At 65.6% G+C, this 13,401-nt stretch carries 8 protein-coding genes; 6 read left to right on the top strand and 2 right to left on the bottom strand.

Going from position 1 to position 13,401, the window contains the following annotated elements:
- Window positions 1-263 precede the first annotated feature (263 nt).
- The 3 genes from EAH73_RS05890 to EAH73_RS05900 all read left to right on the top strand — a co-directional run bounded on the left by EAH73_RS05890 (window position 264) and on the right by EAH73_RS05900 (window position 8,164).
- Window positions 264-851, top strand: a complete 588-nt coding sequence (locus EAH73_RS05890) for a DinB family protein (protein ID WP_140465561.1) — start codon at window positions 264-266, stop codon at window positions 849-851.
- A 357-nt stretch (window positions 852-1,208) separates the two neighbouring features.
- Window positions 1,209-7,409 carry an alpha-2-macroglobulin family protein gene (locus EAH73_RS05895; protein ID WP_140465562.1) on the top strand — a complete coding sequence of 2,067 codons (6,201 nt, stop codon included), beginning with the start codon at window positions 1,209-1,211 and terminating at the stop codon, window positions 7,407-7,409.
- Window positions 7,410-7,543: 134 nt separating this feature from the next.
- Window positions 7,544-8,164 carry a hypothetical protein gene (locus EAH73_RS05900; RefSeq protein ID WP_140465563.1) on the top strand — a complete coding sequence of 207 codons (621 nt, stop codon included), beginning with the start codon at window positions 7,544-7,546 and terminating at the stop codon, window positions 8,162-8,164.
- A gap of 176 nt (window positions 8,165-8,340) precedes the next feature.
- On the opposite strand, the gene EAH73_RS05905 is transcribed toward EAH73_RS05900, so the two are convergent.
- Window positions 8,341-8,658: a 2Fe-2S iron-sulfur cluster-binding protein gene (locus tag EAH73_RS05905; protein ID WP_140465564.1), complete on the bottom strand. Its 318-nt coding sequence runs from the start codon at window positions 8,656-8,658 to the stop codon at window positions 8,341-8,343.
- Between the two features lie 71 nt (window positions 8,659-8,729).
- Window positions 8,730-9,746, bottom strand: coding sequence for an NAD(P)/FAD-dependent oxidoreductase (locus EAH73_RS05910; protein ID WP_140465565.1), 1,017 nt, complete (start codon window positions 9,744-9,746; stop codon window positions 8,730-8,732).
- Window positions 9,747-9,982: 236 nt separating this feature from the next.
- On the opposite strand from EAH73_RS05910, the gene EAH73_RS05915 reads away from it, so the two are divergent.
- From EAH73_RS05915 to EAH73_RS05925, 3 genes are all read left to right on the top strand, one after another.
- Complete coding sequence (locus EAH73_RS05915; RefSeq protein ID WP_140465566.1) at window positions 9,983-11,290, top strand: hypothetical protein; 1,308 nt, start codon at window positions 9,983-9,985, stop codon at window positions 11,288-11,290.
- A gap of 58 nt (window positions 11,291-11,348) precedes the next feature.
- The gene (locus tag EAH73_RS05920) at window positions 11,349-11,807 is read left to right on the top strand and encodes a hypothetical protein (RefSeq protein WP_140465567.1); all 459 of its coding nucleotides are present in this window, start codon (window positions 11,349-11,351) and stop codon (window positions 11,805-11,807) included.
- Between the two features lie 92 nt (window positions 11,808-11,899).
- Window positions 11,900-13,366: a hypothetical protein gene (locus EAH73_RS05925; RefSeq protein WP_140465568.1), complete on the top strand. Its 1,467-nt coding sequence runs from the start codon at window positions 11,900-11,902 to the stop codon at window positions 13,364-13,366.
- The last annotated feature ends 35 nt before the right edge of the window (window positions 13,367-13,401 follow it).

A 13,401-nucleotide genomic window follows, 5' to 3' on the forward strand; every position in this document is an offset into this window, starting at 1 on the left:
GCGCGCTAGCCACAAGCTAGAAAGTGCAGGTCAGGAATCGAAATACTAATTAGTTAGCATTTCAATTCCTGACCTGCACTTTTGAATTTAGTCTGCTAAGCCTGGGGCCACTTTGAGCCGTGCGCCCGTGCCTGGGGCCCCTGCTGGCCCGGCTCGCCGCTACTCGGCGAGGAAACAGGCCCACCCGGGCCACAGCCAAGGTAAATCGAACCGAATCGGGTAGCTGGCTGTAATATTACATTCCTGTAAGCGTCTCTTTGCGTATGCCCGCGCCCCCCCGCCCCACTTCCGAATTCTTCGACGACCTCACCAATGCCCTGTTGGTGTTGCGGGTGCAGGCCCAGCGCCAGTTTCGCCCGCTGGGGCCCGAGGTGCTGAACCGCCGGCCTGGCCCCGGCCCGGGGCCCTGGAGCGTGGGCGAATGCCTGGAGCACCTCAACATCGTGGGCGGCTATTTTCTGCCCACCATCGGCGCCCGCTTGCGTCGGGCCCAGGAGCGCGGTAGCAAGCCCGCGCCCACGGTAAAAAATGGCTTCGTAGGGGCCCGCCTGGTGGCCGACCTGCGCGTGCCCGCCGCCGAAAAACCCCGCGTGACGCCCCAGCGCTACGCCCCCACCGGCACCCGCCTCACCCGCACCGTGACGGAGGTGTACAGCCGCCAGCTCGACGAGCTGCTGAGCCTCGTGCTGCGCGCCCGCCAAGTGAACGCCAACGCCGTGCGCATCCCCAACCCGCTGTTTCCGCTGCTGCGCCTGCGCTTGGTTGACCAACTTGAGTACCTAGTGCTGCACTTGCAGCGCCACGCTGCCCAGGCCGCCCGCGTACTGGCCAGCCAGCCCGTGGCTTCGTAAACTACTGGCAGCGAAAAATTTGCATTCTGCGGCTTGCACGGTTTATTGATAGCCGCTTGCATAGGGGGGAGAGCCGCATCTTTGCGTCTCCCGTTAGGTAGCAACCCGGCCGCGAGCGGCTGCGAAGATGCTCCTGCGTAGCGCCCAGGGCCCTAAAAAGCAATGGCAAGCGGTTTTTCAACGACTGGCTGGCCAGCCGAAGTACGGGCTGCACGCCGGCCAGCGCAGCGAAAGCCAGCCCCGCCACGGCCATATGAAAGCAGCAGGGAAGGGGCTCGCAATTAATTTGCCCGGCCCGTGTGGAATCTGGCGTGGCCCGGCATCTTTAGGGCCCCAACCGTCCCTTCGTTGCCGCCCATGCGCCCGTTCCTGCTTGCTTGCCTACTGCTGCTGATGACCTTTTTTGCCGACCGCGCCGCGCCGGGCCCTACCACGCCGTACCCCGCGCAGTGGAAAAAAATCGACGCCCTCCTGCAAAAGGAGCAGACCGCCACCGCCGCGCCGCTGGTCGAGAAAATCTACCAGCAGGCCAAAAAAGAAGGCAACGCCCCGGCCTACGTACGGGCCCTGCTTTACAAAATCCGGCTGCTGGAAAATAAGGAAAACGACGCCGACGAGAAGGCCATTGCCCTGCTCGAAGCCGACCTGAAAACGGCCCAGTTTCCGGCCCGGCCCGTGCTGCACTCGCTGCTGGCCGGCCTCTACGCCAACTATTACAACCAGCACCGCTACCAGCTCTACCAGCGCACCGCCGGGGCCCCGCCCACCGCCGACGGTGCCACGCCCGGCGCGGCCGACGGCGGCACCACCCTCGCCACCTGGGACGCCGCCCGGCTCGGCGGCGCCGTTGTGCGGCACTACTTCCAATCGGTGGAGGACGAGCCCCAGCGCCAATTAAAAACCACCTTGGCCGACCTTGGCGACTTGGCCACGGGCGGCGACGCCGAGGGCCGCGCCCTGCGCCCCACGCTCTACGACCTGCTGGCCCAGCGCGCCATTGCCGGCCTGCAAAACCAGGAGCTGTACATCGCCCGCCCCGAGCAGCAATTTCAGGTAACCGACCCTAAGCTGTTCGGCAGCGCCCAGGAGTTTGCAGGCCTGCAGTTGGGGGCCCCCGCCGCCGACTCGCTGAACGGCCCGCTGCTGGCGCTGCGCCTGTTGCAGCGCCTCACCGCCGCCCGCCTGCCGCTGGCCGCCGCCAACCCCGGGGCCCTGGCCGACGTGGACTTGCAGCGCCTCGACTACCTGCGCACCCTCACCCAAAACACCGACCTGGCCGACCAGTACGCCCCCGCCCTGGCCCGCGCCGCGGAGGCCTACCAAGCACTGCCCCTCAGCACCGAGTTCATAGCCCGCCAAGCTGAAGCCGCGCGCGACAGCACCCCGGTGGCCGCCGTGGCCCTGGCGCGGGCCGCCGAAGCCCGGTTCCCAAAGTCGCGCGGGGCGGCCCGTGCCAGGGCCCTGCGCGAAGAGATTGAACGGCCGGAGCTAACCTTCTCCGCCGCCGAAATCGTGGTGCCCGGCCAGCCCTGGCGCCTCGATGCCACGGCCCGCAACATCACCGCGCTGCACGCCTGGGCCTACCGCATTTCGCTGAAAGAGTGGACGAATTTCAGCGATTACCAGACCCGGGAGCAGTCCATACCCCGGCGGTTTGCCCGGGCCCTGAAGGCGGCGCCCGCCGCCACGTGGGCCGTGCCGGTGCCCGCGCATCCGCTCGACTACAGGGCCCAAAAGCTGGCGGCGGCCGGCCCGGCGCTGCCGGCGGGCTACTACCTGGTCATCGTCAGCACCCAGGGCACCGACCCCGCCCAGCCCCAGGCCGGCGCGGCCACGAGCTACGCCGCGCTGGGCGCCAGCGAGCTGAGCGCCGTGAGCCGCCACCGGTCCGGCACCGGGGCCCCGCAACTGCTGGTGCTGCAGCGGCAGAGCGGGCAGCCGCTGGCCGGGGTATCGGCGCAGGCCACGTACCGGCACTACGACCCGCTCGGCCGCAAGCAAGTAACGCGCCTGAGCGCCGTGCAGCAAACGGCCGCCTCGGGCCAGGTAGAACTACCGCCAGCCACCACCAACACCCCGCAGCGGCCGGACGAGCAATTAGCTGGCGCCCGCATCTGGCGCGGCCGCGACACGTTGGTAGTGAATAATTTGGGCGGGTATTACAACGGTAGTAACCAAGAAAACAAGCCCGAAACCAAGTGTTTCCTCTTCACCGACCGCGCCATTTACCGGCCGGGGCAAACGGTGTACTTCAAGGGCATTCTGGTGGAAAACCAGGGCGGGAAATCGCACCTGCTGACCAAGGAAAAGCAGGACGTGAGCTTGGAGGACGTGAACGGCGACACCGTGCAGAAGCTGAGCTTTGTGACCAACGACTTCGGCAGTTTCAGCGGCTCGTTTGTGCTGCCGGCGGGCTTGCTGAACGGCGAGTTCAGGCTGAGCGCGGACGACGGTGAATTGGCTTTTGCCGTGGAAGACTACAAGCGGCCCACGTTCTACGTGCAGCTCGACTCGGTGCCCGGCCGGCCGCAACTGGGCCAGCCGCTGGCGGTGCAGGGCCGCGCCCGCGCCTACGCCGGGCAAGCCACCGACGGGGCCACGGTGCAATACCGCGTCACGCGCCGCGAGCTGTTCGCGCTGTTTGAATACGGGGGCTTCGGGCGCGGCGTGTACCCGCCCAACCGCGGCGGCACCCAGGAAATTGCCCACGGCACCGCCACCACCGACGCCGACGGCCGGTTTAGCGTCACGTTCACGCCGCCGCTGGGGGCCCCCCGGGTGGGCCGGCGCGGCTGGGAGCCGGGCTACTTGTTTGAAGTGACGGCCGACGTAACCGACGCGGCCGGCGAAACCCGCAGCGCCACCCGCGGCTTCCCCATCGGCCGCAATCCGCTCAGCCTAAGTATTCAGGGCCCCGAAACGGCCGACAAGCAGCACCTGCCCACCTTCCGGCTGCTGGGCACCAACGCCACCGGCGAGCCGCTGCCGGCCGCCGGCACGCTGCGCCTGCTGGCCATCCGCTACCGCCCCAATCCCGCCGGCGTGCCCGGCCCCGCACCCGAAACCGCCGAGAACGAGGCCAAGCCGGAGCTGGTCAAAACCCTGGCCTTCGACACCAAAGCCAGTGCCGCCCTCGACCTGCGCGCCGCGCTGGGGGCCCTGCCCACCGGCCGCTACCGCCTCGAAGCCCGCGCCGCGGGCCGCGACTCGGCGCGGGCGCAGCATGATTTTACGCTCTACGACGCCGGGGCCCCCACCGTGCCCTTCGCCACGCCCGACTGGTTTGTGGCGCTGGCCGACACCGTGGCCCCCGGCCAGCCCGCCGCCATCCTGCTGGGCAGCAGCGAGCCCGACGCCCGCATCCTGCTCGAAGTGGAGCGCGGCGGCCAGCTCCTGCGCCAAGAGTGGCTGACGCTGCGGGCCGGCGAGCAGCGCCGCGTGGCCGTGGAAAGCGGCCCGGCCAGCGCCCCGGGGGCCCTGTACATCCACACCACGCAAGTGCGCGCCAACCACCTCTACCGCCACGATGCCACCGTGCAGGTAACCGAAAAGCCGCAGCCGTTGCAGCTCACTATCAGCACCTTCCGCGACAAGATCCAGCCCGGGCAAAAGGAAGCCTGGCGCATCGGCATCCACCAAGCCGGCGGCAAAGCAGCCGATGCCGAACTGTTGGCGACGCTCTACGACCAAAGCCTGGACGTATTCCGGCAGCACAGCTTTTCGGGGTTAGATTTTGGCAACGGTGGGTATGACGCGCAGTTGGGATGGGATGGGGAATTTGGAGAAATAAACGGGGTGGCTGTTGCCGACGCAATTGGCGCTGGTGAAACGGCGGTAGATTATCCAGCCTTGAATATGTGGGAGGCGCTTATCGGCCATGGTGCGCGCGGAAATGGGCGTGGTATTATGATTCGGGGCATGGCTTCAGCTGCGCGCTCTAAGATGACTACCATAAAATTTACTCCTCCTGTTATAAAAAAAGACGAGGAAATGCGCCCGCCGCCGCCCGCACCAGTCTCAGCCGAGGAAGCAATGAAGCGGGAAGATATTCCTGACATGGATACATTGACTGATAAAGCAGCGTCTCCAGTCAAACAGCCCGACCTCACCACCGTGCCCACCCGCACCGATTTCCGCGAAACGGCCCTGTGGGAGCCGGCCCTGCGCACCGACAAAAACGGCGACGTGGTGCTCGAATTCCAGATGCCGGAAGCCGTGACGCGCTGGCAGCTGTTGGCCCTGGCCCATGACCGCAACCTGCGCACCGGCCAACTGGCCCGGCAGCTCGTCACCCAAAAGGAAATCCAGATTACGCCCAACGCCCCGCGTTTCCTGCGCCAGGGCGACACGTTCACCTTCCCCGCCAAGTTCTCGAACCTGACCGACCACGCCACCAGCGGCACGGCCCAGCTATTCCTGCTCGACGCCGCCACCGGCCAGGACCTCACCGCCCAACTCCTGCGGGGCCCCGCCCAGCAGCCCGTGGCCACTGGGGCCCACCAGAGCGCCGCCCTGGGCTGGGAGATTAGCCTGCCCGCTGATTTTGCGCCGGTAGCCGTGACGTATCGGGTAGTGGCTAGCACTTCGGCGCCGGTTGGTGGTGAAAAAGATGCGAAGAAAACCGGGGGCAAAAAGCGCCGAGTTGCCGACAGCCAGCCAGTAGCCACCACCTACTCCGACGGCGAGGAAAACACCTTGCCCGTGTTGCCCAACCGCATCCTCGTCACCGAGAGCCTGCCGCTGCCCATTGTGGGCCCCGGCACCCGCACGTTCGAGCTCACGAAGCTGACCAGCACCAGCAGCCCCACGCGCCGCAACTACTCCCTCACGCTGGAGATGACGGCCAACCCCGCCTGGTACGCCGTGCAGAGCCTGCCCTACCTGATGGAGTACCCCTACGAGTGCTCGGAGCAGGTATTCGACCGGCTGTACGCCAACCTGTTGGCTGCCCAAATTCTCAAGTCCAACCCGCGCTTCCGCACCGTGTTGGCCGAATGGACGCGCCAGGCCCAAAGCGGCACATCTGCCCAGCGCAACCAGCTGGCCAGCAAGCTCGATCAAAACCAGGAGCTAAAAAACCTGCTGCTGCAAGAAACCCCCTGGGTGCGCGACGCCCAGGGCGAGACCGAGCGCCTGGCCCGCCTCACCACGCTGTTCGATACCGTGCGGCTGCGCACCGAAACGGCCCGGGCCCTGGCCAAGCTCCAAACCATGCAGCGGCCCGACGGGGCGTTCCCGTGGTTCGAGAAAATGCCTGACGACCGCTACCTCACCCAGCTCATCGTGGCCGGGTTTGGCAAGCTGAAGAAACTGGGGGCCCTGGACGCCAGCCAGGACGCCGCTGCCCGCCCCCTCCTGCAAGCCGCCCTGGCCTACCTCGACGCCGCCACCGCCCGCGACTACGCCGACCTGCGCCGCCAAAAGGCCGTGAAGCTGGCCGCCAATCACCTCGGCGACTTGCAAATCCAGGCCCTGTACGCCCGCAGCTTCTGGCCCGGCCAGCCCGTGGCCAAGGCCGCCCAGCCCGCCTACGCCTACTACCGCGGGCAAGCCGCCCAATACTGGGCCGGCCAAACGCGCTACCTGCAAGCCCAGGCGGCCCTGGCCCTGTTCCGCGAAAGCAAGGGGGCCCCGGCGGCCCAGCAAATCCTGCGCGCGCTGGCCGAAAACGCCCTGCACTCGCCCGAGCTGGGTATGTACTGGAAGGACGTGACCGGCGGCTACTACTGGCGCGAGGCCCCCACCGAAACCCAGACCACGCTCATCGAAGCCTTCGACGAGGTGAAAAACGACCAGAAATCGGTTGACGAAATGAAACTCTGGCTGCTCAAGCAGAAGCAAACCCACAACTGGCCCAGCACCCGCGCCACCGCCGACGCCTGCTACGCCCTGCTGCTGCGCGGCACCACCGGGCTGGCCACCCCGCAGCCGCTGCAAATCAGCGTGGGGGCCCAAGCCGTGCGGCCCGAGGCGGCCCAGGCCGGCACCGGCTACTTCAAGACCAGCTGGCCGGCGGCCGAAATCCAGCCCGCACAGGGCAAAGTCACCGTGGCCAAAGCCGACGCGGGCGTGGCCTGGGGCGCGCTGTATTGGCAGTATTTCGAGGACCTTGACAAGGTGACGCCCGCCGCCACGCCCCTCAGCCTGGAGCGCCAGCTCTACCGCGAAACCCGCACCGCCGGGGGCCCCGTGCTCGAAAAGCTGACCGCCGCCGCGCCCCTCAAAGTGGGCGACGCCCTGGTGGTGCGCCTCGTGCTGCGCACCGACAGGGCCCTGGAGTACGTGCACCTCAAGGACCAGCGCGCCGCCGGCCTCGAGCCCATTGGCCAAACCAGCGGCTACCGCTACCAGAACGGCCTGGGCTACTACGAGAGCCCGCGCGACGCGGCCACCAACTTTTTTTTAAGCGAAGTGCCGCGCGGTACGCACGTGTTTGAGTACCGGCTGCGGGCCAGCCAGGCCGGCAATTTTTCGGGCGGCCTGAGCCAAGTGCAGTGCCTTTACGCGCCCGAATTTGGGGCAAATTCGGCGGGGCAGCGGCTCAGCATTGCGCGGTAGGCGAGGGGCCGGTGGGGGCCCCGGGTGGGGGCAAACAGGCCTGCCACCGGGCCAGCTCGGGGCCTGGTGGAGCTTGCATCTTGCCAAGAACAGCCTTAGCTTTGCCCTTCGACCAATTGGATAATGATTATACTATGAAGCAGTTGTTAGCCCTGGCGGCCCTTTTTCTGACCCTGGGCACGGCCCACGCCCAGACGCCCGTAACCAAACTTCCCGGCGAAGAAAACCTGAGCGTGCGCGAGCGCGCCGAGCGCGATTTCCTGATGCCGGTGCGCCGCAAGAAGGCCGAGGCCGTTCACTCCGCCGCCATTGACGACGCTACTGCTTCGCCCGAAAACGACGCCACTGCCCACGCCACCGCCAGCGCCGACGAGGCCCGGCCCGAAGAGGCGGCCACCGCTGCCCGCGAAGCCCACGCCACCCGCTCGTACGCCGCCCGCCACTCCGCTTGGCTATCGGCCCGCCGCGCCGAGGCCCGGGCCGAAGAGCGCGCCTCCGAGCGCCGCGCTTCCCGCCGTAGCAGCAGCAAGCACAGCAAGGCCACGCGCAGCACCAAAGCCAGCCGCAGCAAAGCCGCCAAAACGAAGACCAAAACCAAGTCGAAAGCCACCCGCGCTAAGGAGGCCCGCACCGCCACTAAAACCAAAACCAAGCACAAGGCCGCCACCAAAAAGACGACCTCCGCCAAGAAGTCATCGGCTACCAAAAAGAAGGCCTCAACCAGCCACGCCAGCAGCAAGAAGCACCGCCGCTAGGGCCCCGGCCACAGGCATAAAAAAATCCCCGCCAAGTAACTGGCGGGGATTTTTTTGTGTGTCGTTGAATATAGCGCGGACTTTGTAGTCCGCGGCGCTGCACGGTCGCTAAACGATTAATCGGCAAGACGAAGCCGAGAGCCGCGGACTACAAAGTCCGCGCTACATTCAACCGCTTAGCCGGCGATGCGCACCACGAGGCCGTCGGTGCGGGGCTCGAGGCGAATCTGGCAGCTGAGGCGCGAGCCTTCGTACACGTGGGGCAGGGTTTCGAGCATGTCCAGCTCGGCGTCCTGGGGCTTGGGCAGGGCGGGGCCGGCCAGCACCTCCACGTGGCAGGTAGCGCAGAGGGCCATGCCGCCGCACGTGGCCTGGATGGGGTAATCGTTGGCTTTCAGCAACTCCATTAGGCTCAGGCCCATGTCGGTAGGGGCCTCCAGTTCGCGGCGCTGGCCGGGGGCCTCCTCCACGTAAATACGTATGTCGTTTTCCATCAAATTGGTAAAGTTGGCAAGGCAAAAAGAGGCCGTCACGCTGCGTGCAGCACGACGGCCTCTTTCCTTATTTACAAAGTAGGCACCCCGTTCACCGTCGTGTACTTGAGGGTGTATTTCTTGTCGGGGTAGATGTACTTAAAGGCGCCCTGGCACATCAGCGCGGCCTCGTGGAAGCCGCAGAGGATGAGCTTGAGCTTGCCGGGGTAGGTGTTGATGTCGCCGATGGCAAACACGCCGGGCGTGGATGTGCTGTAGTCCACCGTGTCCACCTGCACCGCGTCGTTTTCCAGGCCCAAGCCCCACTCGCCGATGGGCCCCAGCTTGGGCGTGAGGCCAAACAGCGGCACAAAGGCATCGAGTGGCACGGTTTCGGCCACGCCGTCGTTGCCAGTGATGGTGACCTCCTGCAAGTGGCCGTTGCCGTGCAGGTGCGTCACGTTGGAGCTGAGCACGAGCTTGATTTTGCCGGCTTCGTGCAAGTTTTTCACCTTCTCGGCCGAGTCGGCGGCGCCGCGGAACGTCGTGCCGCGGTGCACCAGCGTCACCTCCGAAGCCACGTTGGCCAGGAAGTTGGTCCAGTCGAGGGCCGAGTCGCCGCCACCGGCAATCACGATTTTTTTGTCGCGGAAGTGCTCAGGGTCGCGCACCATGTAGTGCACGCCCTTGCCGCCCTCGAAGCGCTCGAGGTTTTCGACGGCCGGCTTGCGGGGCTCGAACGAACCCAGGCCCCCGGCAATGGCCACGGCCTTGCACTGCACCTCGGTGCCGTCGGTGGTGAGCAGGCGAAACGAGCCGTCGTCGAGCTTGGCAAATTCCTCCACCCGTTCGCCCAGCGTGAAGGTGGGGTGGAAGGGCTCGATCTGCTTCATCAGGTTATCGACCAAGTCGCCGGCGAGCACCTCGGGGAAGCCGGGGATGTCGTAAATCGGCTTCTTGGGGTAAATTTCGGTGAGCTGGCCGCCGGGCTGCGGCAGGGCATCGACGACGTGGCAGCGGAGCTTGAGCAAGCCGGCTTCAAACACGGCAAACAGGCCCACTGGGCCGGCCCCGACAATGCAGATATCGGTGGAAATTACGTTGGGCATAAACGAGCTAAGTACCTGAAACAAGCAGCCGCAAAGGTAACCCCCGCGGCCGGGGCCGCCAATGGCCCCGCGCGAATACAACAACCTGGGGCCCGAAATCGTTGGCTGTTTTGGCGTTGGCCGCACCGGTTTGGCCTGCTATGTGCAGGGAGCGGCCGGGCCGCGCGCCGGCCCTACCTTGTTGCCGAAAACCCCCGCGGTGCCTTCGCCTCTTCCCTCAGTCCGTTTCCCGGCGCATGATTTCAGCTTCGATTCTTAGAAAATACGCCCTGCTGCTGCCCCTCAGCGGGCTGGCCGCGGCCTGCGGCTCGGGCGGTGAGCCCGTCAAAATTAACGGGGGCAAACCGGCCGCTGGGGCCCCCGCGGCGGCCGATAAAATTAGTCAGCTCAACGTGTTGGTGGATGCCTCGGGCGGCATGCAGGGCTTCATGCACGCCAACGCGCCCGGTGAGCCGGGCAGCAACTTCCAGCAAACGGTGGCCGCGCTGCTCTCCGACGTGAACGGCCAGCACGGGGCCCCGGCGGCCTACTACTTCGTGAAGGAAGCCACCGGCGCCGACCCGCGCATCTTGGTCCCCACCAGCTACGGGGCCCTGACGAGTGCCGTGAGCACCGGCATCCAGAAGCCCGCCCTAGGCACCGAGCTGCCCCTGATGATAGCCGAAGCCCTGAAGCTGCACGCCAAACGGCCCGGCACGGTGAGCATCATCGTGTCTGACTTCATCTACAGCCCCAAAAACGCCGGCGAAACCTGGCGTGTGAAAACCGACGTGAAGGACGCCCTCGGCACCGCCGACGCGGCGAAATTGGCCGTGTCGGTGTTCGCCGGCACGTCGGCCTACCGGGGTAACTTCTACCCCGGTAACCGCACCAAGCCGCAGGCGTTGCGCGGCGACAAGCTGCCGTATTACATCTGGGTGGTGGGGGCCCCGGCGCTGGTGGGCCAGGTCGATGGCACGCTGCTGAAGCGGCTGGCCGCCCAGCCCCAGGCCCACTTCAACACCAAGTTTGCCCCGCCCTACGCGGCCCTCGACCACTTCCAAAACCAGGGCGAGTGGTACAAGGCCGAGCCCGTGGCCGGCGTGCCCGCCCTGAGCTTTACCAAAAGCGTGTCGCGCAAAGAGCCCGCCGAAGTGGTGTTCGGCCTCGACCTGAAAGGCGTGCCCGCCGAGTGGCAGAAAGCTGCCGCCCAGGACCTGCGCCTCGACGCCGCCGCCACCGACGCCACGCTGCTGCGCACCTGGCCCGTGGCCCAGGAGCCCAGCGCCACCACCCACGCCAACTTGCAGCAATACACGCACCTAGCCAAGATAAAGCTGGCCCAGGTGCCCGGCGTGGGGGCCCTGCTACACCTCACGCTGCCCCGCCCGCAGCCCGCCTGGGTGGCCCAAACTTCCACCGCCAACGACAGCAACATCGCTAAGCAGGGCCCCAAAACCTTCCTCCTGGCCGATGTACTGCAGGGCGTGGCCGACTACTTTGCCGACCAGCCCAGCGCCCAGCAAGCCCTCGATTTGCCCGTCCGCGTGCAGCGCGCGGAATAGCCTAGGCACTGCGCGCCGGGGCCCTAAATTTCTTATAACCGCCAACCCAAACCACCGCATGTTTCAACAGCTTTTCACTTCGCTCTACCAAGCTTTATTGGGCACGCCGGCGCCGTCGTCGCTCATCCCCGTGTACCAAAAAAGCATTTTTCCCGGCGTGGGCCTCAGCACGTTTTTCGCCGTGGCGCTGGGCATGGCCCTGGTGTACTACGTGGTGCTGAACCGGTTGATGACCACGGCCTTATTCAAAACCTCGCATTGGCTGCTGTTCGTGCTGCTCACCGCCGTGGCGTCGGCCGGGCTGGCGTATTCGCAGGCGCACTCCGTCGTTACGGAGAGCCTCAACAGCAGCGGCGTGGCCCTGGAGGGTATCGAGCAATCGGCTTACAACCGCTATGTGCTCGGTTTTTTATGCGTGAATGCGCTGTTCGGGGCCCTATTTTTTGTGTTTTGGTCGTTTGTGGTGAAATCCTTCTCCACCAGCGCCCGCACCACGCCGGTGCGCTGGCCCAATTAGGGCCCCACTGAAACAACTTAAACGTTGTGCTCGGCGGCGCGGACGCTACCGGCGCACGACGTGCTAATTGCTTTTTATTCCATTCTACCTCAATGGCTAAACTATTTTTATTCGGCATCGGCGGCACGGGCTCGCGCGTGATTCGCTCGCTGACGATGCTGCTGGCGGCGGGCGTCGAAATCAAGAACTGCGACACGGTGGTGCCCATCATCATCGACCCCGACGCCCGCAACGGCGACATGAACCGCACCGTGGAACTGCTCAAAACCTACGCCCGGCTTCGCAAAAGCTTGCAGCCGGCCCCGGCGGTGGGCGACTTCTTCCACACCGACATCAAAACGCTCTCGGCCATTGCCCAAACTGGCAGCGGCGACGTGAAGGATGCCTTCGTGTACGATTTCGGCAACATCAACGAGAGCTTCCGCGACTACCTGCACTACGACCGGATGCCGGTGGAAAGCCGTCACTTGGTGGACCTGCTCTTCACGCCCGAAAACCTGGCCAGCCCGCTCACCGTGGGCTTCAAGGGCAGCCCCAACGTGGGCTCGGTGGTGCTGAACGGGCTGATGGGCTCGGCCGAAATCCAGGCCTTTGCCAACAACTTCAACGAGCAGGACGGCGACCGGGTGTTCTTCATCAGCTCCATCTTCGGGGGCACGGGCGCGGCGGGTTTTCCGCTGCTGCTCAAGAACCTGCGTTACCCCGACCTGAGCAGCGGCCAGCGCCTGCCCAACGAAAAAGCCCTGCGCGAGGCCCCCATGGGCGGCCTCACGGTGCTGCCCTACTTCAAGGTGAACCCCAGCGCGGAGAGTGCCATCGACTCGCGGTTTTTTATCACCAAAACCAAGGCGGCCCTCAGCTACTACGAGACCAACCTGCGGGGCCTCAACTCGTTGTACTACCTGGCCGACCCGGTTACCAAGAGCTACGACAACCAGGAGGGCGGCGCCAACCAGACCAACGGCGCCCACTTCATCGAGCTGGTGGGGGCCCTGGCGGTGTTCGATTTCATGGCCCACAGCAAGGCCGAGCTGCAAGGGCAGGAGCTATTTTTCGAGTATGGCCTGGAGAAGGACGACCGGCCGGTGCGCTTCGGCTCGCTCGACCCCGACAAGAGCCTGCAGCTGCTGGGCCGGGCCCTGACGCGGTTTCAGCTCTTCGCCACTTTCCTCACCCACGGCCTGCCCGGCACCATGGACGCGGTGTTTGCCAAAACCCTGCAACTGCCCGCCGAGTGGAAGCACGACGACTTTTACCGGGCTCTGCGCGAGCTGCTCGACAACCCGGCCTACGGCTTCACGCCCTGGCTGAAGGAACTGGCGGCCAACGACCGGTCCTTCGCGCCGTTCCAGCTCGGCTCGGCCGACTATAACGACCTAGTGTACGGCCAGCGCGTCGAAACCGGCTTTTTCGACAAGGGCATCGTCACCAATTCGCTGCGCAAGTCGCTCGACGACAACGCCACCAAAGTGGGTCACCCCACCAAGCCGGGCCAGTTCGTGGAGCTGTTCAGCAAGGTGATGCGCGAGACGGTGGACAGCAAAATCAAGGGCTTTTAGCCGTTGAAAATCATTAGTCGATAGATCGATAACGT

Source organism: Hymenobacter nivis, assembly GCF_006439025.1.
GTDB classification, from domain to species: Bacteria; Bacteroidota; Bacteroidia; order Cytophagales; family Hymenobacteraceae; genus Hymenobacter; species Hymenobacter nivis_A.

Coding starts and splice junctions, on each gene's coding strand:
- EAH73_RS05890 (WP_140465561.1), top strand. CDS start 264: ATGCCCGCGCCCCCCCGCCCCACTTCCGAATTCTTCGACGACCTCACC.
- EAH73_RS05895 (WP_140465562.1), top strand. CDS start 1,209: ATGCGCCCGTTCCTGCTTGCTTGCCTACTGCTGCTGATGACCTTTTTT.
- EAH73_RS05900 (WP_140465563.1), top strand. CDS start 7,544: ATGAAGCAGTTGTTAGCCCTGGCGGCCCTTTTTCTGACCCTGGGCACG.
- EAH73_RS05905 (WP_140465564.1), bottom strand. CDS start 8,658: ATGGAAAACGACATACGTATTTACGTGGAGGAGGCCCCCGGCCAGCGC.
- EAH73_RS05910 (WP_140465565.1), bottom strand. CDS start 9,746: ATGCCCAACGTAATTTCCACCGATATCTGCATTGTCGGGGCCGGCCCA.
- EAH73_RS05915 (WP_140465566.1), top strand. CDS start 9,983: ATGATTTCAGCTTCGATTCTTAGAAAATACGCCCTGCTGCTGCCCCTC.
- EAH73_RS05920 (WP_140465567.1), top strand. CDS start 11,349: ATGTTTCAACAGCTTTTCACTTCGCTCTACCAAGCTTTATTGGGCACG.
- EAH73_RS05925 (WP_140465568.1), top strand. CDS start 11,900: ATGGCTAAACTATTTTTATTCGGCATCGGCGGCACGGGCTCGCGCGTG.